The sequence below is a fragment of the Streptomyces sp. NPDC088124 genome, from assembly GCF_040685895.1.
Taxonomy (GTDB): domain Bacteria; phylum Actinomycetota; class Actinomycetes; order Streptomycetales; family Streptomycetaceae; genus Streptomyces.
In genome coordinates, this window is the sequence record NZ_JBFBJB010000068.1 from 16,748 (window position 1) to 42,223 (window position 25,476).

Consider the following 25,476-nt stretch of genomic DNA (forward strand, 5'->3'; position numbering starts at 1 on the left):
CGGGAACACCCGGTAACAGCCGCTTCACGCGGCGGGCTCCTGGGGGAAACAGGTCCTTCCTACCCTTCCACGTCATGGATACGGGCCGGTACGCGCCGTCCGGTGCGGGGCCCGCCGTGCCGTCCGGTCCCACGGGACCGCCGCGGCCCTCACTCCCCCCAGGAGGCGCGGCATGAGCAGCGAGCCACAGCTCATAGTTCCCACGGGTGACCACGAGCCGCCCACCGCACCACAGGGCGCCGCTCCGGCGGCCGACGAGACGCTGGAGGACTACACCCTCCGGTTCGCCCCGCGCAGTTACCGCCGCTGGACGCCGATGGTCGTGGCGACCACCGCGCTCGGCGGGATCGCGTATCTCGCGGACTTCTCCATCGGCGCCGGTATCGGCCTCACCCACGGCACCGGGAACGCGCTGGCCGCGATCGCCCTCGCGGCGGCCGTCATCTTCCTCACCGGCTTTCCGCTCGCCTACTACGCGGCGCGGTACAACATCGACCTCGACCTGATCACCCGCGGCTCCGGATTCGGCTACTACGGGTCCGTCCTGACCAGCGTCATCTTCGCCAGCTTCACCTTCATCTTCTTCGCCCTCGAAGGCTCGATCATGGCCCAGGGGCTGAAACTCGGCTTCGGGCTGCCACTGTGGGCGGGATACCTGGTCTCCACGCTGCTGGTGATCCCGCTGGTCATCTACGGCATGAAGGCGCTCAGCAAACTCCAGGTCTGGACGACCCCGGTGTGGCTGCTGCTGATGGCGGGCCCGCTGATCCACCTGATCGTCACCGACCCGGGCACGGTGGACCGCTGGCTGGCGTACGCGGGGACCGACGGCGACGGCGCGGTCGACACCGCGTCCGTACTGCTGGGCGCCGGGGTGTGTCTGTCGCTGATCGCGCAGATCGGCGAGCAGATCGACTACCTGCGCTTCATGCCGCCGAAGACCGACGCCAACCGCCGCTCCTGGTGGGCGGCCGTGGTCATGGCCGGTCCCGGGTGGGTGGTGCTGGGCGCGCTGAAGCAGGCGATGGGTGTCTTCCTCGCCGTCTACATCCTCTCCGAGGTCGGCCCGGTGGCCGCCACCGAGCCCATCCAGCAGTTCCGCGGCGCCTTCGACGCGATGATGCCGTCCTGGCTGGTGGTCCCGCTGGCGGTGGTCCTGGTCGTGATCAGCCAGATCAAGATCAATGTGACCAACGCCTACTCCGGCTCGCTGGCCTGGACCAACTCCGTCACCCGCGTCTCCAAGCGGTACCCGGGCCGGATGGTCTTCGTCCTCGTCAATCTGACGTTCGCGCTGATCCTGATGGAGGCCGACATGTTCAGCTTCCTCAACAGCCTCCTGGGCTTCTACTCCAACTGCGCCATCGCCTGGGTCGTCACCGTCGCCACCGACATCATGATCAACAAATATCTGCTGAAACTCTCCCCGCACGCCCCCGAGTTCCGCCGGGGCATGCTGTACGCCGTCAACCCGGTGGGGGTGGTCTCCTTCGTCGCCGCCTCGGGGCTCTCCATCGCCCTGTACTTCCACGCCCTGGGCGACACCCTCCAGCCCTACTCACCCGTCGCCGCCGCGCTGATCGCCTTCGTCCTCACCCCGCTGATGGCCGTGGCCACCAAGGGCCGTTACTACCTGCGGCGCGCCGACGACGGGATCGACGAGCCGCTGCTCGACGCCACGGGCAACCCCAGCGCGCGCACCTACCCCTGCCATGTCTGCCGCCAGGAGTTCGAGCGGCCCGACCTGGCCGCCTGCCGCACCCATGACGCGGTGGTCTGCTCGCTCTGCCTGAGCACCGACCGGCTCGGCGATCACGTCCTGCCCGCCGATCCCGTCAGCCCGCGGAGCGCATGGCGTGCGAGGGGCTGAAGCTCACCGGGAGGGACGTCAGACCGCGCGCCCACGGGGAGGGCCGCCGGGTCAGTGAGTCGGCGGGCACCGCGAGGTCGACGTCGGGGAGCCGGTCGATCAGTACCTCGATGGCGGTACGGGCGATGGTCTCGGCGATCTCCTGCGCGGCGAACGGGCAGCGGTACTCGCCGTGCCCGAACGAGAAGTAGGCGTTGTTGCCGCCGGTGAGCGCGGAGCTGTGGGTGCGGACCTGCGGGTCGTTGTTGGCGGCGGCGATCCCGAAGAGCAGCAGGTCGCCCGCCTTGATGTGGCGGGCGCCGAGACTGGTGTCGCGGCTGGCCCAGCGGCCCACCGCGTTCTGCGCGGGGGTGTCCTCCCAGAGGACCTCGTTCATGGCCTCGGCGACGCTGTGCCGGCCGCCGGAGAGCGAGGCGGTGAACCGGTCGTCGGTGAGCATCAGCCGCAGCGAGTTGCCGATCCAGTCGGCGGTCAGTGTATGGCCCGCGATGACCAGCACGATGAGGTCGTGGAGAACCTCCTCCTCGGTGAACCCGGCGGTGTTCCGCAGCAGCCGGGACGCGACGTCGGGAGGACCCGCGCCGTCCCTTTTCGCGGCGAGGAGCGACATGGTCGCCTCGAAGAGATAGCCCTGCGCCGCCTGGGCCCGCTCGCCGCCCTCGGCCAGATCGATCGCGGCGGCGGCCAGACCGGGCCCCTGGTCGTCGGGGAAACCGTAGATCTTGGCGAGGACCCGGACCGGGAACGGCATCGCGTACCGGGCGATGATGTCCGCGCCGCCCTCGGCGCAGAAGCCGTCGATCAGCTCGTCGGCGAGCTGCTCGGCGAAGTACCGCAGCACGAACGGGTCGACGGCCTCCAGGGCATCGCTCACCATCGTGGCGCGCTCGCGGTGGCGCTCCCCGGTCGTGTAGAGGATGGACGGCTGGCCGCGGCCGATCAGCGGCGCCAGCGGCCAGTCCTCGGGGACGTTGTCCCACTGGTTCCACAGTTCCGAGTCGCGACTGAAGAGCACCGGGTCGCCGGTGACCTGGTGGAGTTCGCGGTAGCCGAGGACCAGCCAGGCCGGTATGCCGCCGTCGAGGAGGACGGGGGCCACGGCGCCGTGGTCCCGCCGCATCTCCCGGTAGAGGCTGCTGGGTTCGGTCTGGAAGCGGGGTCCGCTCAGTGGCACGGCGGAGCCGCGTCCCCCGTCCCCGCGGTGCGCGGGGCACCCGGGCGGTGGGGCGGTCGCCCCGGGGGTCTGGGCGGTGGGTTCGGCCGGTGTCATTGCTGTTGTGTCTCCGGGGTCGGGTACGTCCGGGGCTGGGGGTCACCAGCCGGTTCAACCAGCGGGTTCAGGGACCGGAAGGCCGGCCGGTGTCCTCGAAGGTGAGGGTCAGGGCCCGTTCCGGGCAGAGGTCCACCGCGTGGCGCGCGGCGCCCACCATGTCCTCGGGCAGCGGCGAGCGGGTGACCACGGGGTCGCCCTGGTCGTCGCAGTCGAGGATCTCCGGCGCGGCGCCGTAGCACAGGCCATGTCCGGCGCACGCCTGCCGGTCGACGCTGATTCGTACGGTCATCACGGCCCTCCGGGTGTTCCGGGCACTATAAGGGGTTCCTGTCACCCACCGGGAGGGCGGAACGGCCGCCAATGCCCGGCGGCGAACCAGCCTCCTCCCCAACTCGGCCTTGTAGCATGCGCGTTCACGATTCCAGCGACCGGACAGGGGTGCGACCGCATGACCGTGCGAGCCACAGAGATACCGGAACACCTGCCGGAACACCTGTGCGTGGACTTCGACATCTACGATCCGTCCGTCGCGGCTCCCGTCGACACCCTCCAGGAGCGGGTGGCCGAACTCGCCGCGCTGGGACCGGTGGTGTTCTCCCGCGCGCACGGCGGGCACTGGCTGGTGACCCGGTACGCGGAGATCCACGAGGTGCTGCGGAACCCCGGGACCTATTCGAGCCACCCCAACAACCTGGTCAACGCGGGGGACGGCAAGTTCCTGCCGCTTGAACTCGACCCGCCGGAGCACACCCCGTACCGGCAGGCGCTCCAGCCGCTGTTCAACCCGCCACGGATGAAGGCCCTCGAACCCGAGATCCGAGGGATCGTGCACGGGCTGATCGACCGGTTCGCGGGGCGCGGGACGTGCGAGTTCGTCGAGGAGTTCGCCCACGCCCTGCCGACCGCCGTGTTCCTCGCGCTCATGGGATGGCCGCAGCGGGACGCGTCGATGTTCACCGAGTGCACCGACACCGCGTTGCAGGGCAGGCCCGGCGCGAGCGAGGAGGAGTCCGACGCCGCGCGGGCCGAGGCCGCGCAGCGCATGTTCGGCTACTTCGCCGAGGTGATCGCGGAGCGGCGCGGCCGGCCGGACGCGGGCGACGATGTCACGGCGGCCATCATCAACACCCCGCTCAGGATCGGCGACACGACCCGCCCGCTGACCGACGACGAACTGTGCCGGATGTTCTTCCTGCTGCTGATCGCCGGGCTGCACACGGTGCAGGGCTCGCTGGCGTGGGGGCTGACGCACCTCTCGGCCAACCCGGGGGAGCGCCGGCGCGTGGTGGACGACCCGGCGCTCGTGCCGGGCGCCGTCGAGGAGATCCTGCGGCTGGAGGCCGCCGTCTCGGCGGGCCGCCGGGTCACCCGCGACACCGAACTGGGCGGTGTACGGCTGCGCGCGGGCGACCAGTTGCTGCTCCTGCTGAACGGCGCCAACCGGGACGGCGGCGAGTTCACCGACCCGGACGAGGTGCGGGTCGACCGTACGCCCAACCGCCATCTCTCGTTCGGGTCGGGGCCCCACCGGTGTCTCGGCTCGCATCTCGCCCGGATCGAGCTGCGCATCGCGCTGGAGGAGATCCACCGCCGTATCCCCGACTACCGGATCGACCCGGAGGACCGGGTGGTCTCGCACGCCACCCAGGTACGGGGCGTGGTCCGGCTGCCGCTCGTCTTCACCCCCGAGAAGCACTGAGCGGGGCGTCCCCGTCCGGCTCGGGGCGGCCGCCGGACGGTGGGGCCCCGGCGGGCGATGGCGACGCCGCGGGCGTGGGCGTGGGTGACGCGGCGGGCCCCGCGTGGCGCGTGGCGCGCACGGCGCGGGGGGAGGCGCCGAGTTCGCGGCGGCACGCCTTGTTGAACGCCTGGAGGTCGGGGATGCCGACGGACGCCGCGACGGCCGGGATCGAGAGGGTGGACTCGCGCAGCAGATGCCGCGCGCGCTCCAGCCTGCGTCGGCGCAGGTAGCCGATCACGGTGTCACCGGTCTCGGCGCGGAAGAGCCGCGTGAGGTGGTTGTGCGAGACCCCGGCGGCCCGCGCGATCTCCGGGACGGTCAGCGGATCGGCCAGCCGCGCCTCGACATGGACGATGGCCGCCGTCACGGCGGGGTGCGGCCCCGCCGGGCTCTCCGGCGGCGCGAGAAGTGCCACGCGCCACAGCACGGCCCAGACCTCGGCGGTCACCCGGGCGGGGGTGCTCGGCGCGGCGGCCACCGCCTGGAGCAGGAGGGCGGAGAGCGTGGGGAACTGCGCGCCCGACGGCTGGACGACGGGGAGCGTACGGGCCGTACCGCCCCCGGTGAGCCGCAGATGCGCGTAAAGGTGCTCGGAGCGGCCCCGGTAGTGGTAGCGGACGGTCGCGCCGGGCGGTACGAGGCTGACATGACCGGGCCGGACCGGGTGCGCGGTGCCGTCCACGGTGAGTTCGGCCGCGTACCGGTAGAGATGGAGCTGCCACAGGTCGGGGAGGCGGAACACATCGCTCAGCCGGCCCTCGGCGCCGTGCACACCGATCCCGATGTTGACGACCTCGGGGGGCTCGTCGAGCCGTACCTCCACCGTCCGCACACGGCTCCCTCCCGGGAGACCCGGAGTCTCCCCGCGAGGGCGAGAATCTACCAGTAGTGGTGAGCCGGGGCCACGCGCCGCCGGGCCCCGGCTTCCTAGCCTGGGACGCATGACAACCACACCGACCGACGCTCGTCACCCTCTGCTGAGCTCCGTGCGGATGGCCCGATTCGTCGCCCACGGTTCGCTGCGGCTCGACGCCGTCGTCCCCGGAGCCATGAACACCGAGGCGCTGGACATCCTCGCCACCGGGATCCCCGGCGCACCGGCCGGCACCCCGCTCGACGAGGCGTACGCGGAAGGCTCCTTCGCCCGGCGCCTGGTGGAGATTCCGCAGGTGGCGGGCGCGTTGCTCAGTCTGGTCGGACCGTCGCCGCTGGTGGACCACCACGCGGTGCACATCCGCCGGGCGCACGAGGGCGAGGCGCAGCCGCTGCACGCCGACGCGATCATCGACACGCGTACGGACGCGTTCGACGTCCAGCTCATGTACTACCCGCAGGAGGTCACCCTGGACATGGGCGGCACGCTGAGCGTTCCCGGCAGCCATCTGCGGCGCACGAACGAGTCGGACACCGGCCGGTACCAGAATCTGCGCGGCCAGTCCCGGCTGGTGTGCCCGGCGGGGACCGTGGTGTTTGTGCACCATGGGCTCTGGCACGGCGGACGACGTAACGACAGCGACGCCGACCGCTACATGTTCAAGATCCGCTTCAACCCGACGGTCCGTCAGGTGCGGCTCTGGGACACCTCGGACCTCGCGGACCCGGCCGTGGCGGACGAACTGGGCGTCACCTTCCCGTGGTACGAACAGGCCGCCGCGCGCCTGGAGGTGTACAACCGGACGCGGCTGTGGTGGGCCCTGACCGGCGACCCCACCTACGACCCCGCCTACTGGGTGACCCGGGTGACCAACCGTCCGCGGCGCGTCGCACCGCGGCCGCCGTCCGCCCCGTCCGTCCCGTCCGTCCCGTCCGCCCCGTCCGTGACGTCCGAAGCCGCAGGGAGCCACGCATGACCACCCCGACCACCCCGACCACCCCGGCGGCCGAACCGGCACTGCGCCAGCGCGTCCTGGTCCTCTACCTGTCCACCTCCGCGCTCGACTCGGACGTCATCGGCTGGGCCGTCTACGACGGTACGGGCGAGACCTCCCCGACGACCGGCGACAGCGAGGTGCCGCCGTACGACACCGGGGTGGCGGCCCTCAAGGACGGCTGGCGGCTCTTCCAGGCGTCCCCGCTGCTGCCCCCGCAGCCCGGGCACGAGTACGAGACGTCCTTCCTGAAACACGAGTTCTTCTTCGAGAAGCTCATCGCCACCGGCTGACGGACGGCACGCGCGGAGCCGGGCCCAGCCCTTCCAGGGGGCCGGACCCGGCTTCCGCCGTGCCACGGGGCGTCGTCAGGCGGTGGCGGCGGCCGCCGCCCGGCCCGCCTGGCGGCCGGAGAACAGGCAGCCGCCGAGGAACGTGCCCTCCAGGGACCGGTATCCGTGCACTCCGCCCCCGCCGAACCCGGACACCTCACCGGCCGCGTACAGACCGGGAACCGGCGCGCCGGAGGTGTCCAGCACCCGGCCGGAGAGGTCCGTCTGGAGCCCGCCGAGGGTCTTGCGGGTGAGGATGTTGAGCCGTACGGCGATCAGCGGTCCCGCGCCCGAGTCCATGATCTTGTGCGCCGAGGCGGTACGACTCAGGGTGTCCCCGGGGTAGGCGAGAGCGTTCCGGATGCCCATGACCTGGGCGTCCTTGGTGTAGGGGTTGTCGATCTCACGGTCCCGCGCGTCGATCCGGCGCTTCAGATCCGCCAGGTTGATGAGGCTGTTCCCGGTCAGCCTGTTCATGCCGGTGACCAGTTCGGAGAGGCTTGTCGCGACGACGAAGTCGACCCCGTTCTTCTTGAACTTCTCGATCGGCTCGGGGGTCTGCCAGATGCGCGAGAGCAGCTTCAGGATGTCCTTGTTCGTCAGGTCGGGGTTCTGCTCCGAGCCCGACAGGGCGAACTCCTTCGCCAGGATCTTCTGGGTCGTCACGAACCAGGAGTAGTCGTATCCGCTCGCGGTGATCGACTTCAGGGTGTTCAGGGTGTCGTACCCGGGGAAGTCGGGTGCGGAGAAGCGCTTCCCGGTCGCGTCGAACCACATCGACGAGGGGCCCGGCAGGATCCGGATGCCGTGGCCGGGCCAGATCGGGTCGTAGTTCCGCAGCCCCTCCGTGTAGTGCCACATCCGGTCGGGGTTGACGATCCGTCCGCCCGCCTGCTCCGTGATGGCGAGCATCCGGCCGTCCACGTAGGCGGGCACACCGGTGATCATCGTCTTCGGCGGGGAGCCGAGGCGGGCCGGCCAGTTCTGCCGTACGAGATCGTGGTTGGCGCCGATACCGCCGGAGGTGACGATCACCACCGGGGCGCGGAGTTCGAAGTCACCGACCACGGTGCGGGAGGTGGCCTTGCCGCGGGCCGCGGTGCTGGGCTCCAGGACCGAGCCGCGTACGCCGGTGACGGCGCCGCCGGTCCGCACCAGCCCGTCGACCCGGTGCCGGAACTTGAACGTCACCAGGCCCGAGGCGACCGCGGCCCGTACCTTCTTCTCGAACGGCTCGACCACGGCGGGCCCCGTGCCCCAGGTGACATGGAAGCGGGGCACCGAATTGCCGTGCCCCTCGGCGAGCCCCCCGCCGCGCTCGGCCCAGCCGACGATGGGGAACCAGCGCACGCCCAGCCCGTACAGCCAGGACCGCTTCTCGCCGCCGGCGAAGTCCACGTACGCCTCGGCCCACTTGCGCGCCCAGTGGTCCTGGCCGCGCGGATCGTCCACGCCCCGGTCGAAGCCGGCCGCGCCCTGCCAGTCCTGCCAGGCCAGTTCGTGCGAGTCCCTGATCCCCATGAGCCGCTGCTCGTCGGAGTCCACGAAGAAGAGGCCGCCGAACGACCAGAACGCCTGCCCGCCCAGATTGGACTCGGGCTCCTGGTCGAGGAGGAGCACCTTCCGCCCCGCCGCCGCCAGTTCCGCGGTCGCCACCAGCCCCGCGAGACCGCCGCCGACGACGATCGCGTCGGCCTCCGAGGACGAGGCGGAGCCGGGGGCCGCGAAGGCCGGCACGGTCCCGGAGAAGGCGGTCGCGCCGGCGATCACCCCGCCCGCCACCGTCAGCGCGCGGCGGCGGCTGAACACGGCCCGTTCCGCCGGCTTCTCCGGCTCCTGCGCCTTCTCCGTGCTGTGCGCCTTCTCCGTGCTGTGCGGCTTCTCCGTGCTGTGCGGCTTCTCCGGACTCACCGGCGTCTCCATGGGGGGCCTTCCGAAAGGGGGCGCGTGGGAGGTGTTGTCACGATGACCCTGCTGTTACCGTGCGGTAGCTCACAGATAATCAGGTCGCCATAGAAGCGCGGTAGTAGCCGGACGCCAACGCATCCGCCCCGTCGTTGTCACCCGGCGACAGTGCTCCCGCGACGGTGCTCCGCGACAGCGCTCCGACGGAGAACGCAGAAGGGCGAGGCTCATGACGGTCACCCATCAGCGCGAGCCGGTCACCGGGATCCTGCGGGCCATGGCCCTCGACCCGGCCGTGTGCGGCGAACTCGTCCACGCGGCGCGGAGCCGTTCGCCGGAGGTCGCCCGGCTCGCCGAGGCGGAGAACCGCCGCCACGTCACCGCCCTGGTCACCGCCGCGGGCCAGTGGGCCGCCACCTTCGACCGGGTCGAGGAACAGAACTTCGCCGCCGCCCTGCTCCTCGGCGCCGACCGGGCGGGTCAGGCCGTCCCGGTGACCGCCGTCCTGCGCGGCGTGCAGGCCGCCCTCACCCGCGCGGTGGAGATCACCGTCGACCGCGGCCGGGCCGCCGGGATCACCGACGGCCTGCTGATCCCGGCGGTCCTGCGGCTCAAGGAGTACGGCGACGCAGTCGAGCGCCATGTGGTCCACGGCTACCGCACCGCCGAACAGGGCGCGCCGCACCCGGCGGACGGGGCGCGGGCGCGGGTGCTGCGACAACTCCTGGCCGGCGGCGCGCCCCCGGGCCCCGACGAACTGGCGCGGGCCGGCCTCCGGCCCGGCAGCGTGCGCCACTGCCTCGTCATGGAGGCCGCGGGACCCGGGCACCCTCGGCCGCCCACCCCCGGGGCCGCCGCCGGACCCGGCTCCCCCTGCGGTGACTTCGCACGGGTCGAAGGGTGCCTGGTGGGCCTGTGCGCCCGGCCGCCGAGCGGTGACGAGATCGCGCCGGGCGCCCTCGCCGTGCTCTCGCCGGCCCTGCCGCTGGACGCGCTCCGCCCCGCGTACCGGCTCTGTGCCCGCGCCCTGGACCTCGGGGCCCGGCGCGGGTGGCACGGGATGTACGAACTCACCGACTTCGCCGCCGAGATCGCCCTGGCGGACCAGCCGCTCCTGGGCACGTACCTCACCCGCGGGCTGTTGGGATCCCTCGACCCCTCCGACGAGTTCCACCGCCAGCTCGCCCTCACCGCGCTGACGTTCCTGGACCACGGGCGCCGGCTCGACCAGACCGCGGCGACCCTGTTCACCCACCCCAACACCGTCCGCTACCGGCTCGGCCGGCTCCAGCAGATCACGGGGGAGTCGCTGACCGACCCCCGCTACGACGGCCGGCCGGGGCCGCTGGCCACCCTGCACTGGTGGTGGGCGCTGACCACCTGGCTGCGCCCGGATCCCGGCCCGGGCCCGGACGCGGGGTAAGGCCTACGCACGCTCCTGGACAGGGAGGCCGAGGGTGCCGAGCGCGGCGCGGGCGGCCGTGGCCCAGTGCGGCGCGCCGGCCCTCCGCGCGACCTCCAGCGCCCGCCGGTAGTGCGCCGCCGCCCGCCCGCGCTCCCCGAGCGCGAGCGCCAGCTCGCCGAGGTGGCGTCCCACCGGGCCGAGACAGAGCAGACCGCTGCCCGCCCCGGCCAACTCGCCCTCGGCGGGCAGCAGTCGCTCGTACGTGGCCGCCATCACCGGGCGGTCCCCGAGGGCGACGGCGGCCCGGGCGACCAGACACAGCCGGGCTTCGAGCAGCAGGTCGGGGGGCGACTCGGGGACGGCGCGCAGGGCCGCCCCGGCGGCCTCGCGGCGGCCCGCGGCGAGCAGCGCCAGCGGGCGGACCCAGGGCGCGTGGGGCCCCCACTCCGCCTCGTCGCCCTCCTCCGCCGCCGCGTCGCCCTCCTCCGCCGCGTCGGCGGCCGACCGCGTCCTCTCGCCCGCCGGTGTCTCCTCGCCCGCCGGTGTCTCCGCGGCCCACCCGTCCGCCTGGAGGCGCAGACAGAGCAGCGCGAGCGGGAGGATGCCCTCCGCCAGGCCCGGCATACCGCTGCCGGCCAGGGCCCGGCCGGCCGCGCGGTACGCGGCCTCCGCCCCGGCCCTTCGCCCCGCGACGGTCAGCCGCAGGGCGGCGTACCACTGGGTGAACACGCCCGCGAGCGGGATGTCGTACCGCTCCGCGAGCCGGTCCGTGGCGGCCGCGTGCGCGTCGGCCGCGGTGAGGTCGGCGAGTGCCGAGCGGGCCTGGACGAGGACCAGGCGGCCCAGCACCTCGAAGGTCACCAGGCCGTGGCGGCCCGCGAGTTCGACGAGTTCCGTGCCGATCCGGGCGCGCTCCGGGGCCAGCCCGGCCCGCTGGAAGGAGTGCAGGAAGCGGCCGTTGAGCGCCAGGCCGAGCAGGGCGGGGTCGTCCAGCCGGCGGGCGGCGGCCTCCGCCTCCCGCGCCGCCCGGTCCCCCCGGCCGGTGGCGGTGGAGCGCAGCTCCAGGGCGAGGGCGCCCAGCAGCCGGGCACGCCGCGCCACCTGGTCCCCGGGGAGCGCAGCCAGGGTCCGCCCGATCGTCCCGGCGATCCGCCGGGACAGGTCCTCGTCGTCGTTACGGGTCCAGATCGCGGGCACGTCGAAGGCGCCGGCCACCTCCGCGGTCAGCGCCGGATCACCCAGCGCCTCGGCCGTGGCGACCGCCTCCGCACGGTGCGTCCGCGCGGCCTCCAGGCTCCCGGTCACGGCCAGCGCGCGCACCAGCCCCATGACCGCCTCCAGCCGGCCCCGTACATCGCCCTCGCCGCCCCGGTCATGGGCGGCGACGGCCTGCCGCCACAGCCGCACCGCCTCGTGCGGGGCGAATCCCCGCTCGGCCTCGACGGCCGCCGCCCGGGCGTAGCGCGCCGCCCTGGTGGCCGTGGCCCGGCTCTCCGCGCGGCCGAAGTGATGGGCGAGGGCGGTGATGTCGTCGGGGCGCAGCCGTTCGACGGCCTCGCCGACCGCGGCGTGCCAGCGGGCCCGGCGCGGCCCGGAGACGTCGTCGTACAGCGTGTCGCGCACCAGGGCGTGGGCGAACCGCGTCCGGCCGGGGCCCTGTTCGGTGAGGAAGCCCGCCGCCAGCGCGGACTCCAGCGCGTCGAGCACCACGTCCTCGTCCGTCCCGAGGGCGAGCAGCACCTCCACGTCCACCTCGGGGCCGGCGACCGCCGCCTGCCGCAGCACCGCGCGCGCCGCGTCGGGCAGCCGCGCCAGCCGGTGCCGGATCACGTCCCGTACCCCGGCGGGGACGGCGTCCAGCGCCGCGCGCCCCTCGGTGTCGACCAGCCGGGCCAACTCCCGTACGAAGAAGGGGTTGCCGCCGCTGCGCCGGTGGACGGCGCGGATGGTCCGCGGGTCCACGTCGCGCCGGACGAGCGTACGGACCAGGGCGTCCGTGGCCGTCTCGGGCAGGCCGCCCACGTACACCCGGGCCGGTTCGGCGCGGGCGAACCGGGCGAGCGCGTCGGTCAGCCCCGGGGAGATCTCCGTGGCGCGGTAGGTCCCGACGAGCAGCACCGGGCCCGCGACGGACGCCGTGACCAGGGCGGTCAGCAGGTCCAGGGTCTCCTCTCCCGCCCGGTGCAGATCGTCGACGACCAGCAGCACGGGGCCGTGGCCGGCCGCCACCCCGCTCAGGTACGAGGCCGCCTCCTGATGTGCGCGGAAGCGGCCGGCGGCCCGGGAGTCCGGAGGGAGCCCGGCCCCCGAGGCGGCCAGAGCGCTCACGATCCGTGTCCACGGCCAGCCGCCCGGCGCCCCGTCGTGTTCCGGACAGCGGCCCCACGCGGCGGTCCACCCCCGCGCCGTCAGCGCGCCGGTCAGGGTCTCCGCGAGCGCGGTCTTCCCCGCGCCCGGGTCGCCGGAGACGAGGGCGAGGGCGAGGCCGTCGCGCCGTACGGCCGTCGCGGCGGCCTCCTCCAGCAGGGCCAGCTCCCGGGCGCGGCCCACGAACGGCCGTCCGGCGGGCGCCGCGGTGGCGGGCGCTTCCCCGGCCGGGGGCACGGTGACCCGGGGGATCTCCGTGCCCCTGCCCGGCCCGCCGCTCTCCCCGGCGGCCGCGGCGGGCGCCGTGAGGCGGGGGTCCTGGGCGAGGATGTCCGCCTCCAGCCCGCGCAGCCCGGGGCCGGGGTCCACCCCCAGCTCTTCGGCCAGCGTCTCCCGGGCCCGGCGCAGCGCCGCGAGGGCGTCACCCTGCCGCCCCGACCGGTACAGCGCCAGCGCCCACAGCCGCCAGGCGTCCTCGCGCAGTGGATGGGCCCCGGCGTGGGCCGCCAGTTCCGGCACCGCCTCGGCGGCCCGCCCCAGCTCCAGCAGGGCCTCCGCGCGCCGCTCCACGGCGAGCAGCCGCAGCCCGTCCAGCCGGGTGATCTCCCCGTGCGCCCACGCCTCCGCGGTGAACTGCGCGTACGCCGGTCCGCGCCAGAGCGCCAGTGCCCGGTCGAGCCGGGCCAGCGCCTCCCCGGCCCGCCCCGCCGCCAGCAGCGGACCGGCCGCGCCCGCCACCGCCTCGAACCGCCAGGCGTCCACCGCGTCCGGGGCGGCGCGCAGCGCGTAGCCGGGGGAGTCCGTCACCAGCAGCCGCGCGGGGGCGCGGGGCGGGCGGTTGGGTTCCAGGGCGCGGCGCAGCGCGGCGACGAACGTCTGGATCGCCCCGGCGGCACCGTCCGGGGGCCGCTCCCACAGGTCGGCGGCGAGCCGGTCCACGGGGACGACCCTGCCGCGGGCGATCAGCAGCCGGGCCAGCACCGCCCGGTGCCGGGGCCCCTTCAGGGCGAGGGGGCCGTGCCGGTCCGCCGCCTCCAGCGGGCCCAGCACCCCGAAGGTCACGTCCGGTGGGGCCGCCTCGCTGGTCATCCGGCCAATGTAGCGGGCCCGCGCCGGTGGGCCCCGGCCGTACCACCGGCCCGTGGACCTGGCCGTACGACCCGCTCGTACCCCGGCCCGTACACCCGTCCGTGCGCCTTGGTCAGCCGTTGCTGACCGGTTGCTGATCGACGGCCCGCAGAGTGGCCGCGTACCCGGGGGCCGGCACACCGCGTACCCGACGGGACAACACACCGAGTGAAAGGTCCGCACCATGGAGCCCAGGATCACCGGATTCGACTACCGCCGCGTCACGGTCGCCGACGGCGTCGCCCTCAACGTCGCCGTGGGCGGCTCCGGCAGCCCCGTCGTGCTGCTGCACGGCTTCCCCCAGACCCATCTCATGTGGCGGCACGTCGCCGCAGACCTGGCCGCCGACCACACGGTCATCTGCCCCGACCTGCGGGGGTACGGCGGCAGCGGCAAGCCGGCCGAGACCGACGGGTCGGTGTACGCCAAGCGCACCATGGCCGCCGACATCGTCGCCCTCGCCCGTGCCCTCGGCCATGAGCGGTTCGCCCTGGCCGGTCACGACCGGGGCGCTCTGGTCGCCGTACGCGCGGGCCTCGACCACCCCGGGGCGGTCACCCACCTCGCCTCGCTGGACGTCCTGCCGACGCTGGACATGTGGGACGTGCTGCACGGCACCTCCGCCGCCGTCGGCTTCCACCTCTATCTGATGGCCCAGCCGCCCGGCCTGCCCGAGACGCTGATCGGCGCCGCCCCCGACGCCTTCTTCGGCCACTTCCTGGACATCTGGGCCCGCGAGCCGGAGGCGATCCCGGCCGAGTTCCGCGCCGCCTACCTCAGGGCGTCCCGGGCGGCGGTCGTCTCCATCGTCGCCGACTACCGGGCCTCGGCCACGGTCGACGTCGCCCACGACCGGGCCGACCGCGAGGCCGGCCGCCGGCTGCGGATGCCGGTGACCGTCCTCCAGCAGGACTGGGGCGCCGCCCTCGGTTTCGACGCCGCCGCCCTGTGGAAGGCGTGGGCCCCCGATCTGGTCCACTCCTCCGTCGCCCTGGGCCACTTCATGGCCGAGGAGGCCCCCGCCGAGGTCGTCGAGGCGCTGCGGAGCCTGCTGGACCGGTAACCCCCGTCAGGGAAAACCGAGAGGATCCGGGGGAAGGATGAACACCCGGCGATCCCGGGACGATCGGCGGGCAACCGCCGCGCGGCGGGACGGCGGACTCGCCGATCCCATGGATCGATCGGGCAACTGCCCTTGTACGTCAAGGCACTTGACCGTAGATGATGACTGCGCGGTAACTTCTCCGTACTCTTCTCCCGCCCTCTCGGGAAGGCCCCCACATGCGAACCCCGATACGCGCGCTGGCCGGTGTCCTCGCCGCCGGCGCGCTGGCGCTCACCGGCCTCGCCACCGGCGCGGCCACACCGGTCGCCGCGGCTCCGGCGGCCCAGGCGGCCCCGGCGGCCGACTCCGGCTCCCTCACGCTGCTGACGTACAACATCGCCGGGCTCCCGCTCGGCCTCGGCCAGAGCGATCCCCAGACCAACACCCCGCTCATCGGGCAGCGCCTGGGCCCGTACGGCATCGTCAACGTGCAGGAGGACTTCAACTACCACGCCTCGCTGTACGCCAACGACGCCCACCCGTACCGCACCGCCACCAGCGGCGGCGCCGCCTTCGGCGACGGCCTCAACACCCTGTCCGACCACCCCTTCGACGACTTCGAGCGGGTCCGCTGGAACGACTGCACGGGCACCGACTGCCTCACCCCCAAGGGCTTCTCGCTCGCCCGGGTCCGGCTCGCCGAGGGCGTGTTCGTGGACCTCTACAACGTCCACACCAACGCCGACACGACGGACGCCGCGCTCGCCGCCCGGCGCGCCAACATTGTCCAGCTCTCGTCCTTCATCCGGACGTACAGCGCGGGCAACGCCGTCATCGTCATGGGCGACACCAACACCCGCTACACGCGCACCGGGGACAACATCCGCACGCTCCTCTCGGAGAACGGCCTCACCGACGCCTGGGTGGAGCTGGTACGCGGTGGCTCCGCCCCGGCCCCCGGCAGTGAGGCGCTGGTCTGCGACTCCGCCGCGCCCACCGACACCTGCGAGGTCGTCGACAAGGTCCTCTACCGGAGCGGTCCGCTGGTCGGCCTCGACGCCACCTCCTTCACCAACGACTGGCGCGCCTTCCTCGACGGCGCGGGCAAGCACCTCTCCGACCACTACCCGCACGCCGTCGGCCTCTCCTGGTCGCTGCCCGCCGACCGCCGCGCCTCCGACTTCTTCGGCGGCCCGCACGGCACCGCGTTCAACGACGCCCGCGCCCTTCCGGCCACCCCCGCGCCCCGCACCCTCACCCTGCGCGGCGGGAGCCGCCTGGACGCCGTCGGCCTCACCTTCGACGGCGGTACGGTGCTGAACCACGGCGGCACGGGCGGCACCGCGTCCTCGCTCACCCTCGCCGCCGGTGAACACCTCACCTCGGTCAAGCTGACCAAGGGGCAGAAGGACGGCCGTACCCGGATCTTCTCCGCCGCGTTCACCACCGACGCCGGCCGCACCCTCGCGGCGGGCACCCCCACCTCGGACGCGGTGACCCGGACCGCTCCGCCGGGATGGCGGATCGTCGGCTTCACCGGCCGCGCGGACGACGAGATCGACAAGCTCGGCGTCGTCTACGCGCCGAAGTAGCCGAAGGGGTACGTCACCCGAGCGCCGCCGGACCGGTGGCGCGGATCGCCGTGGCGGGCGCGGGCGCCGGGGGGAGGGAGACGGCCCGGTGACCGGATGCCGAGACGCTCACGCGAAATTTTGTCCATACTTGCTCAATTTCATCCGGTTCTGCGATCTGAGTGTGACCACCATGTGATCCGCCTCGTCTTCAGAATCCAGCCACAGAGTGTTACGTTTTTGGCCGTCACGAGTCCCAGCGACAAGCCCCGGCTTGCTGGGCGGCAACCCTCCTTCTGCGGTGGGGTGCCCCGGGTGATGACACGGCTCCACGCGCACACCGATGTGCCGGGAGCAAGCGCGGACCTGTCACCCAGGTCCAGTACCTGTGACGGGAGCACGAGATGACAGCGGACGTGATGCCCCAGGGCACGTCGTCATGGTGCCCCGCCCAGCGGCCCCCGCTCGACGAGCGGCCGGCGAACCATCACCCACGGGCCGGCGCGCCGTTCGCCGTCACCCCGCACCGAGGAGTCCTCCCCTCATGAGAGCTGCCCTGTCACGCCCACGCGGGCGACGCCCCCTGCTGGCCCTCGCCTCGGCCGCCACCGTCCTCGCCGCCGTCGCCGGCTGCGGGGTCGACACCGGTGGCTCCGGCGGGGGCTCCGGCGACGGAGGGTCCGGCTCCAAGGGGGAGCAGATCACCGTCACGGCCTTCGCGGGCCCCTGGGGAGAGCTGTTCAAGAAGTCCTTCGTCGCCCCGTTCGAGAAGGACACCGGCATCAAGGTGAACCTCGTCTACGGCGCCGACTCCGCCTGGCTCACCAAGCTCCGTGCCGCGGGCGGGAAGGACGCGCCGTTCGACGTCGTCGCCCTCACCCCCGGCTCCCTGCACCAGGCCGTCGGCGGCGGTCTCCTCCAGCCGCTCAAGACCGGTGACCTCAGCCACTGGAAGCAGCTCGACCCGGTCCTCACCCAGCAGTCCACGGTCGAGGGCTCCGCCTACGGCGTGCCGCTGACCACCGGCTCCAACGGACTGCTGTACCGCACCGACAAGATCAAGCAGGCGCCCCGCGACTGGACCGACATCTTCGACAAGAAGTACTGCGGCCATGTCGCGCTGCCGCCGCTCACCTACAACGCGGGCCTGGAGTTCTTCTCCGCGCTGGTCTCCCAGGACGGCGGAAAGCTCTCCGACCCCGCCGCCGTCGACCGGGCGTTCGAGAAGCTCGCCCAGCTCAAGGACTGCGTCTCGGCGTACCCGGCGGACGCGGGCAGCGTCTCCACCGTCCTGCAGAACGGCGACGCCTGGATCGTGCCCTTCTGGGACGGCCGCGCCTTCGCCATGGCCAAGGAGGGGCAGCCGATCGGCTTCAGCTACCCCGCCTCCGGCGCCGTCGGCGCGCTGACCTCGTACTACGTCCCCAAGGGCAGCGCGCACACCGAGGCCGCCTACAAGTTCCTCGACTACCTCAGCGCCGCCCAGTACCAGAAGCCCTTCGCCGAGGGCACCTTCTACGGCGCGGGCAACGACACCATCGACTACAGCCCCGACTTCAAGGCGAAGGTCAAGTACGGCGAGGACGTCTACAAGACGTTCACCTGGGTCGACTACAAGACGGCGACCCCCAAGCTGAACGAATGGCAGCAGCGGTGGAATCAGATCTTCAAGTGACCGGGCACCGCGACGACGCCGGCGGCGGGACCGCCGCGCACATCGAGATCGAGGGCCTGGCCGCCGGGTACGAGGGACAGCGCATCCTCGACGTCGGCCGGCTCTCCATCAGGCGCGGCGAGTTCCTCTCCGTCCTCGGCCCCAGCGGCTGCGGCAAGACGACCCTCCTCAACAGCCTGGCGGGATTCGTCCGGCCCACCGCGGGCCGGATCACCCTGGACGGCACGGACCTCACCGACATCCCCACGCACCGCAGGGGGCTTGGCCTCGTCTTCCAGAACTACGCGCTCTTCCCGCACATGACCGTCGCCGGCAATGTGGCGTACGGCCTGAAGGTGCGCCGCACCGAGCGCGCCGAGCGGGACGAACGCGTCGCCGAGGCGCTGCGCCTCGTCGGCCTGGAGGCGTACGCGGACCGCAGGCCGCGGCAGCTCTCCGGCGGCCAGCAGCAGCGGGTCGCCGTGGCCCGCGCGCTGGCCACCCGGCCCGCCGTACTGCTGCTCGACGAGCCGCTGTCCAACCTCGACGCCAAGCTGCGCCGCGAGATGCGGGTGGAGCTGCGGGAGCTCCAGCAGCGCCTCGGCATCACCATGGTCTTCGTCACGCACGACCAGGAAGAGGCGATGTCGCTCTCCGACCGGATCGCCGTGATGAACGGCGGCCGGGTCGAACAGCTCGGCACGCCCACCGAGGTGTACCGGACGCCCGCGACCCGCTTCGTCGCCGAGTTCATCGGCGCGGCCAACATCCTGGAGGGCACCGGAGCCGGCGACGGGACGCTCCACGTGGGCGGGGTACGGCTGGACTCCGGCCTGGCCACGCTGCCCGACGGGGCCCCGGTCACGCTCGCCGTACGGCCGGAACGCGTCACGGTCCGGGCCGCCGAGGCGAAGGCCGAGGCGGCTGCCGGGAGCGACGGCGACGCGGACGCCGGAGCCGCGGCCGACGCGGACGCCGGAGTCCCGACCGGGGCCGTCCGCGGCTCCGGGATCGTCGGCTACCGGGCGTTCACCGGCGAGGCGTGGCAGGCGCAGATCGTCGTCGCCGAGGGCGTCGCGGTCAACGCCAGGACCGCCGAGGAGCCCCCGGCCGTCGGCGCGCGGGTCAGCTTCGGCTGGTCGGCCGCCGACGTCATCCTCCTCGGCCCCGGTCAGGGCGGCGGGGGAGTCGCAGAGGCCGGGGGAGTCGCCGGGGCCGGGGGAGTCCCCGGAACCGGCGGCGCGGCCGGAGCGGGCGCCCGGGACGCCGCCACGAAGGAGGCGACGTCCGGATGAGCGCGCCCGCCGCCCGCGCGCCGCGCCGGCTGCGCGGGCTGCTGCCCGTCGCGCCGGTCGTGGTCTTCCTGCTGGCCCTGTTCGTGATCCCGCTGGTGCGGGTCCTCGCGCTCAGCTTCCACCCGTCGGACGCCAACGGCTATCCGCTCGACGGCTACTCGCTCACGCAGTACCGCAGGGTCTTCACCGAGGCGTTCTTCTCCGAGTCCTTGTGGCAGAGCCTGCTCACCTCGCTGCTGGTCACCGTCCTGTGCGTGCTGCTCGGCTTCCCCGCCGCGTACGCGCTGGCCCGCGCCCGCAAGGGAGTGGTGCGCACCCTGCTCTTCGTCGCGGTCGTCTCGCCGCTGCTCACCAGCGTCGTCGTCCGCAGTTACGGCTGGGTCGTGCTCTTCTCCGCCAACGGCGCGGTGAACCGGATCCTCATGGGCCTCGGCATCCTGGACCAGCCCGCGCCGCTGCTGACCAGCTACCTCGTGGTCGTCGTCTCCGTCACCCATGTCCTGCTGCCGTTCGCGATCCTGCCGCTGACGACCGCGCTGGGCTCCATCGACGACAACCTCTCCCGCGCCTCGCGGAGCCTGGGCGCCGGGCCCGTACGCACCTTCTGGAAGGTCACGGTGCCGCTCAGCCTGCCCGGCGTCGCGGTGGGCGCCACCGTCGTCTTCCCGCTCGCCATGGGCATCTACATCACCCCGCTGCTGGTCGGCGGCGCCAACCAGCCGCTCGCCGGGCTGCGCGTCTACAGCCAGATCACCAGCGTCTTCGACTATCCGGTGGCGGCGGCGCTCAGCCTCACCCTGCTCCTGCTGACCCTGCTGGGCGTCTCCGCCCTCGGCACCGGATTCCGCTTCTGGGAACGGAGGCTCCATGGCTGACCCCGCCGTCGACCGTACGCACCACCACCCCGCCCCCGACGGGCCGCCCGCGGGGACCGGCACCCCCACCGCGGACACGGAGGCCGGCGCGTCCGCGCCCCGGGGCCCGTCCGCGAAGGCCCGTGCGGGCCGGGGCTCCGCCCTGCTGCGCCGCGCCGGGCGGACCGCGGCCGCGCTCCCCGCCGTCGCCGTCTTCCTCTACCTGCTGGCCCCGCTCGCCGTGCTGGCCCTCAGCTCCCTCAACTCCACCAGCTCACTGAGCTTCCCGCCCAGCGGGCTCTCCCTGCGCTGGTACTCCGAGGTCCTGTCCTCCCCGGACTGGCTGGTCTCCTTCCGGCTCAGCGGCGTCCTGGTGCTGCTCGTCGTCCTCACCACCGTCACCATCGGCACGCTCGCCGCGTACGGACTGGTCCGCGGCGACTTCCCGGGCCGCGGTGTGCTCTCCGGGCTGGCCCTCGCCCCGCTGATGGTCCCCGAGATCATCATCGGCCTCGGGCTGCTCTACTACTTCCAGGGCCTCGGCCTGGTCAACACCCTGCCCGGGCTCTGGCTGGCGCACTCCCTGGTCGCCCTGCCCTTCGTCATCCGTACGGTGATGGTCAGCGCCCAGGCGCTCGACCCGACCCTGGAACGCGCGGCGGCCACGCTCGGCGCCGGACGGGTCCGTACCTTCCTCACCGTCACCCTGCCGCTGCTGCGCCCCGGCATCCTCGCCGGAGCGGTCTTCGCCGCCGTCACCTCGCTCGGCGAGGTCGCGGTCTCGGCGCTGGTCTCCGGCTCCAACACGACCACCGTCCCGGTCCGTATCTTCTCGGCGGTCCAGTTCCAGCTCGACCCGTCGGTGGCCGCCGTCTCCACGCTCCTGATGCTCGTCAGCGTGCTCGTCCTGGTGGCCGTCGACCGGTTCACCAACTTCTCGGAGGTGCTCTGACCGTGCCCGCTGACCCCACCACGGCGGCCCCGCGTGCCCGAGTCGGCATCGACGTGGGCGGCACCTTCACCGACTTCGTCCTCGCCGTGCCCGGCGACCGGGGCGCTCTCCTCCACCACAAGGAGCCCAGCACCCCCGGCGATCCGGCGCGCGCCGTCGCCGACGGGCTCGCCGCCGTCCTCGACCGGGCCGGACTGCACCCCGGAGATCTCGCCGCCGTCACCCATGGCACCACCATCGGGCTGAACGCGATCATCCAGCGGCGCGGCGCCCGGATCGCCCTGGTCGTCACCGAGGGCTACCGGGACATCCTGGAGATCGGCCGCAGCCGGATGCCGTCCTCCTTCGACCTGCACGCGGCCAAGGAGGAACCGCTCGTCCCCCGCGACCGGATCGTGGAGATCCCCGCCCGGCTCGGCCCGGACGGCCGCCCCGTACGCGTCCCCGACGACCGTGAACTGGCCCGGGTCGCCGAGGAACTGCGCGCCACGGGCGCCGAGGCCGCCGCCGTCCTCGTGCTGCACGGCCACACCGACCCCGCCTTCGAGGCGGAGATCACCCGGCGGCTCGCCGCGCTCGTCCCCGGACTGCCGCTCACCTCGTCCGCCACGATCTGGCCCGAGGTCCGCGAGTTCGAACGCGCCCTCGTCACCTGCCTCAACGTGTACATCCAGCCGCTGATGCACCGCTACTTCGACCGGCTCGAAAGCCTGCTCGACGGGCTCGGCGTCACCGCCCCCGTCTACATCGCCGCGTCCAACGGCGGTTCGCTCAGCCTGCGTTCGGCCACCGAGCGCCCCATCGAGACCGTGCTCTCCGGGCCGGCGGCGGGCGTCACCGCCGCGACCCGCCTCGGCCGCGCGGCCGGGATCGGCCGGCTCGTCACCTTCGACATGGGCGGCACCAGCAGCGACATCGCCGTCGCCGTCGACGGCGAACCGGAGTTCGCCACGCACACCACCATCGGCGGACTCCCGCTGATCCTGCCCGTCGTCGCGGTCAACGCCATCGGCGCGGGCGGCGGTTCGGTCGTACGGGCCGACGCATACGGGGCCCTCAAGGTCGGCCCGCAGAGCGCCGGGGCCGACCCGGGACCCGTCGCCTACGGCCGTGGCGGCACCCGCCCCACCGTCACCGACTGCTATCTGCACACCGGCGTCATCGACCCCGCCACCTTCCTCGGCGGCCGGATGACCCTCGACGCGCCGGCCGCCGCCCGCGCCCTTGGCCTGGTCGGCGACGAACTCGGGTTCACCACCGCCGACCCCGGCGCCGCTGCGGACCGGGCGGCCGACGGCGCGCTGCGGGTCGCCACCGCCGGCATGGCCGTCGAACTCCAGAAGACCCTCGCCGGACGCGGCCTCGACCCCGCCGAGTTCACCCTCGTGCCGTTCGGCGGCGCGGGACCCACCCACGCGGCCGTGCTCGCCGAGGAGGTCGGCATCCCCGAGATCGTCGTCCCGCCCGCCGCCGCCACCTTCTGCGCGCTCGGCGCGGTCGGCGCCGACCTGCGCCGCGACTTCGCCCGCAGCCTGCGCCGCGACCTCGACGACACCACCGTCGCCGCTCTCCGCGACATCCTCGCCGGGCTGGAGCAGCGGGCCCGTGCCTGGCTCGCCGAACAGGGCCCCGCGAGCGCCCCGCCCGTCCTCACCCCGGCCGCCGACATGAGCTACACCGGCCAGGCGTACGAGCTGCGCGTACCGCTGCCCGCCCGGCTCACCCTGGCCGCGCTCACCGAGGCGTTCCACCGGGAACACGAACGGCTCTACGGTTTCCGCGACGCCACCGCGGCCGTCCGGCTCGGCACCGCCCGGCTCGCCATCAGCGCCGCCGGACCCGATCTCGCGACCGCCCCCGCCGAGGCCGCCCCGGCCGGCGGCCCACCGCCCGCGCCCGACAGCCACCGCACCGTCCTGCTCGCCGGAGAGCGCCTCACCGCCGGCGTCCACCGGCGCGACGCGCTGCACACCGGGCACACCCTCACGGGACCGGCCGTGATCGAACAGGACGACACGACCGTGCTGGTCCCGCCCCGCTGGTCGGCCACCGTCGACCCGCTCGGCAACCTCCGGCTCCGGCACTCCTGACCACCGCACAGCAGGCCACCGCACAGCGGGCCACGGCAAGGCAAGGACACCCCCGACCATGAAGCTCGACCCGGTCACCCTGGAGATCATCGGCAACAAACTCGGCGCCCTCACCGAGGAGATGTGCCTCACCCTCCAGCGCACCAGCCGCTCGCTGTACGTCAAGGAGACCGCCGACTTCTGCTGCGCGCTCGCCGGACCCGACGGCGCCTTCACCGCCTACCCGCGCGGCATCGGCGTCTCCGGTTTCGTCGGACTCGACGTCCGTACGGCCGTCGACCACGTGGGACCGCTGGAGCCCGGCGACGTCATCGTCACCAACGACCCGTACACCTCGGGCGGTCTGGCCACCCACCTCACCGACATCCAGCTCATCGAGCCGTACTTCCACGACGGCGAGATCATCGGCTACGGGTGGGCGTTCATCCACTGCTCCGACATCGGCGGCCGGGTCCCCAGCAGCCTGGCCCCCACCAACCACGAGATCTACCAGGAGGGCCTGCGGATACCGCCGGTCAAGCTCCTGCGGGCCGGCGAGCCCAGCCGCGACATCGCCGCGCTCCTCCAGGCCAACAGCCGCACCCCCGAGGCCAACGACGGCGACCTGCGCGCCATGCTCGCCGCCCTGCGCACCGGCCGCGAGCGGCTGGCCCGGGTCGTCGCGCAGCACGGCGCCGCCGATGTCGCCGCCGCCCACACCGACCTCGTCGACCACACCGCCGACCAGGCCACCGCCGCGCTCGCCACCCTGCGGGACGGCACCTACCGGTTCACCGACTACCTCGACGACGACGCCGTCTCCCCGGTGCCCGTACGGATCTCGGTCACGGCCACGCTCGACCGGGGTGCCCTGCACCTCGACTTCACCGGCACCGACCCCCAGGTCGACGCCGCGTTCAACATCGCCAGCCACGGCCGCGCCCACGCCTGGATCACCACCCGCGTCCTCGCCCTGATCTGCACGCTCGACCCGGGCATCCCGCTCAACGGCGGGCTGATCAGGCCGGTCACCGTCACCGCCCCCGAGGGCTCCGTCGTCAACGCCACGCCGCCCGCCGCCGTCGGTATCCGGCACGCCACCGCCTCCCGCGTCAACGACGCCCTCGGCGGGGCGCTCGGCCTCGCCGCGCCCGAGGTGATGCCCGCCGCCAGCAGCGGCCTCGTCGTGCCCGTCGTCGTCGCCGAGAGCGCGCCGGGCGGCGGCCAGAACGTCCAGGTTCTCGAACCCATGGTCGGCGGCACCGGCGCCCGGGACGGCGCGGACGGCGTCGACGGCCGCGACAGCGGGATCTCCAACCTCGCCAACAACCCCGTGGAGACCGTCGAGACCGAGATCGGCGCGGAGATCGTCCGCTACGCGCTGCGCCCCGACTCCGGCGGACCGGGACGCTGGCGCGGCGGCTGCGGCCTCGAACTCGTCTTCCGCGTCCTCGGCGACGACAGCAGGCTGCTCGCCCGCGGCCTGGAGCGGATGCGCTTCCGCCCCTGGGGCACCGCGGGCGGCGGCCCGGGCGCGCCCGCCGAACTCGTCATCAACGAGGGCCTGCCCGGCGAGCGCCGGTACACCAAGATCGACATGGTCGCGCTGCGCCGCGGCGACACCGTCACCCTGCGCACCTCCGGCGCGGGCGGCTACGGGGACCCCTGGACCCGTGACCCGGGCGCCGTCCTCGCCGACCTCGGGCGCGGGCTGGTCACCGAACGGGCCGCGGCGGCCACGTACGGAGTCGCCGTCACCACCGGGGCCGACGGCCGTCCCGTGCTCGACGAGACCGCCACCGCGGAGCTGCGGCGCACCCCGCCGGCCCCGCCCGCCGGGGCCGGACCCGAGCGCGCCGCCTGGGACGCGGTCCACGACACCGAGGCCGCCGACCGGCTGGTCGCCGCCCTCTTCCGGCTCCCGCCGTCCCGCCGCTCCACCCGCCGCGCCGCCGTCCACACGGCCGTGCTCGCCGCGCTGCCCGCCGGGTTCCCGGTCACCGCCGCCTCCGCCGCCGAAGTGGCCGAGGCCCGTGCCGTACTCGACCGGCGGACCGCCGCCCTGGAGGAGGAGATCACGGGCTGACCCCCGTATGCTGCGGCACCAAGCGCTCATCCGAAACAGTCAAACGAACACCCGGGCGACC

The 25,476-nt window shown here is 73.8% G+C and carries 18 protein-coding genes and 1 riboswitch; of the genes, 13 read left to right on the plus strand and 5 right to left on the minus strand.

Going from position 1 to position 25,476, the window contains the following annotated elements:
• Window positions 1-172 precede the first annotated feature (172 nt).
• Entirely contained in the window at window positions 173-1,870 is a 1,698-nt protein-coding gene (locus AB0P17_RS37075) for an allantoin permease (RefSeq protein ID WP_365818315.1), read from the plus strand.
• Here AB0P17_RS37075 and AB0P17_RS37080 read toward each other — a convergent pair.
• The gene (locus tag AB0P17_RS37080; protein WP_365818317.1) at window positions 1,836-3,140 is read right to left on the minus strand and encodes a cytochrome P450; all 1,305 of its coding nucleotides are present in this window, start codon (window positions 3,138-3,140) and stop codon (window positions 1,836-1,838) included. The genes AB0P17_RS37075 and AB0P17_RS37080 overlap by 35 nt on opposite strands.
• Before the next feature lie 67 nt (window positions 3,141-3,207).
• Window positions 3,208-3,432 (minus strand): ferredoxin, encoded by a 225-nt coding sequence (locus AB0P17_RS37085; protein WP_365818319.1) that lies wholly within the window; start codon window positions 3,430-3,432, stop codon window positions 3,208-3,210.
• A 159-nt stretch (window positions 3,433-3,591) separates the two neighbouring features.
• On the opposite strand from AB0P17_RS37085, the gene AB0P17_RS37090 reads away from it, so the two are divergent.
• Complete coding sequence (locus AB0P17_RS37090) at window positions 3,592-4,842, plus strand: cytochrome P450 (protein WP_365818321.1); 1,251 nt, start codon at window positions 3,592-3,594, stop codon at window positions 4,840-4,842.
• Here the strand turns inward: AB0P17_RS37090 and AB0P17_RS37095 are convergent.
• Window positions 4,823-5,716, minus strand: coding sequence for a helix-turn-helix domain-containing protein (locus tag AB0P17_RS37095; RefSeq protein WP_365818323.1), 894 nt, complete (start codon window positions 5,714-5,716; stop codon window positions 4,823-4,825). The two genes, AB0P17_RS37090 and AB0P17_RS37095, sit on opposite strands and share 20 nt — an antisense overlap.
• Window positions 5,717-5,825: 109 nt before the next feature.
• On the opposite strand from AB0P17_RS37095, the gene AB0P17_RS37100 reads away from it, so the two are divergent.
• The gene (locus AB0P17_RS37100) at window positions 5,826-6,734 is read left to right on the plus strand and encodes a phytanoyl-CoA dioxygenase family protein (protein WP_365818325.1); all 909 of its coding nucleotides are present in this window, start codon (window positions 5,826-5,828) and stop codon (window positions 6,732-6,734) included.
• Window positions 6,731-7,045: a hypothetical protein gene (locus AB0P17_RS37105; RefSeq protein ID WP_365818327.1), complete on the plus strand. Its 315-nt coding sequence runs from the start codon at window positions 6,731-6,733 to the stop codon at window positions 7,043-7,045. Before AB0P17_RS37100 ends, AB0P17_RS37105 begins: the two co-directional genes overlap by 4 nt.
• 75 nt (window positions 7,046-7,120) lie before the next feature.
• Here AB0P17_RS37105 and AB0P17_RS37110 read toward each other — a convergent pair whose 3' ends face one another.
• Window positions 7,121-8,893 (minus strand): FAD-binding dehydrogenase, encoded by a 1,773-nt coding sequence (locus AB0P17_RS37110; protein WP_365818359.1) that lies wholly within the window; start codon window positions 8,891-8,893, stop codon window positions 7,121-7,123.
• 325 nt (window positions 8,894-9,218) lie between these two features.
• On the opposite strand from AB0P17_RS37110, the gene AB0P17_RS37115 reads away from it, so the two are divergent.
• Window positions 9,219-10,412, plus strand: a complete 1,194-nt coding sequence (locus AB0P17_RS37115) for a helix-turn-helix domain-containing protein (RefSeq protein WP_365818329.1) — start codon at window positions 9,219-9,221, stop codon at window positions 10,410-10,412.
• A gap of 3 nt (window positions 10,413-10,415) precedes the next feature.
• Here AB0P17_RS37115 and AB0P17_RS37120 read toward each other — a convergent pair whose 3' ends face one another.
• Window positions 10,416-13,850, minus strand: a complete 3,435-nt coding sequence (locus tag AB0P17_RS37120; RefSeq protein ID WP_365818331.1) for a BTAD domain-containing putative transcriptional regulator — start codon at window positions 13,848-13,850, stop codon at window positions 10,416-10,418.
• A 223-nt stretch (window positions 13,851-14,073) separates the two neighbouring features.
• Between AB0P17_RS37120 and AB0P17_RS37125 the strand changes: the two genes are divergently transcribed.
• From AB0P17_RS37125 to AB0P17_RS37160, 8 genes are all read left to right on the plus strand, one after another.
• Window positions 14,074-14,952: an alpha/beta hydrolase gene (locus tag AB0P17_RS37125; protein ID WP_365818333.1), complete on the plus strand. Its 879-nt coding sequence runs from the start codon at window positions 14,074-14,076 to the stop codon at window positions 14,950-14,952.
• 230 nt (window positions 14,953-15,182) lie between these two features.
• The gene (locus tag AB0P17_RS37130; RefSeq protein ID WP_365818361.1) at window positions 15,183-16,526 is read left to right on the plus strand and encodes a jacalin-like lectin; all 1,344 of its coding nucleotides are present in this window, start codon (window positions 15,183-15,185) and stop codon (window positions 16,524-16,526) included.
• A 224-nt stretch (window positions 16,527-16,750) separates the two neighbouring features.
• Window positions 16,751-16,872: riboswitch (SAM riboswitch) on the plus strand.
• 177 nt (window positions 16,873-17,049) lie between these two features.
• Window positions 17,050-18,180 carry an ABC transporter substrate-binding protein gene (locus AB0P17_RS37135; protein WP_365818335.1) on the plus strand — a complete coding sequence of 377 codons (1,131 nt, stop codon included), beginning with the start codon at window positions 17,050-17,052 and terminating at the stop codon, window positions 18,178-18,180.
• Window positions 18,147-19,454 (plus strand): ABC transporter ATP-binding protein, encoded by a 1,308-nt coding sequence (locus AB0P17_RS37140; RefSeq protein ID WP_365818337.1) that lies wholly within the window; start codon window positions 18,147-18,149, stop codon window positions 19,452-19,454. Before AB0P17_RS37135 ends, AB0P17_RS37140 begins: the two co-directional genes overlap by 34 nt.
• On the plus strand, window positions 19,451-20,329 hold the full coding sequence (locus tag AB0P17_RS37145) for an ABC transporter permease (RefSeq protein ID WP_365818339.1): 879 nt from the start codon (window positions 19,451-19,453) through the stop codon (window positions 20,327-20,329). Before AB0P17_RS37140 ends, AB0P17_RS37145 begins: the two co-directional genes overlap by 4 nt.
• Window positions 20,322-21,260: an ABC transporter permease gene (locus AB0P17_RS37150; protein ID WP_365818341.1), complete on the plus strand. Its 939-nt coding sequence runs from the start codon at window positions 20,322-20,324 to the stop codon at window positions 21,258-21,260. Before AB0P17_RS37145 ends, AB0P17_RS37150 begins: the two co-directional genes overlap by 8 nt.
• Window positions 21,261-21,262: 2 nt before the next feature.
• Window positions 21,263-23,350, plus strand: coding sequence for a hydantoinase/oxoprolinase family protein (locus AB0P17_RS37155; protein WP_365818343.1), 2,088 nt, complete (start codon window positions 21,263-21,265; stop codon window positions 23,348-23,350).
• Window positions 23,351-23,408: 58 nt separating this feature from the next.
• Entirely contained in the window at window positions 23,409-25,415 is a 2,007-nt protein-coding gene (locus AB0P17_RS37160) for a hydantoinase B/oxoprolinase family protein (protein ID WP_365818345.1), read from the plus strand.
• The last annotated feature ends 61 nt before the right edge of the window (window positions 25,416-25,476 follow it).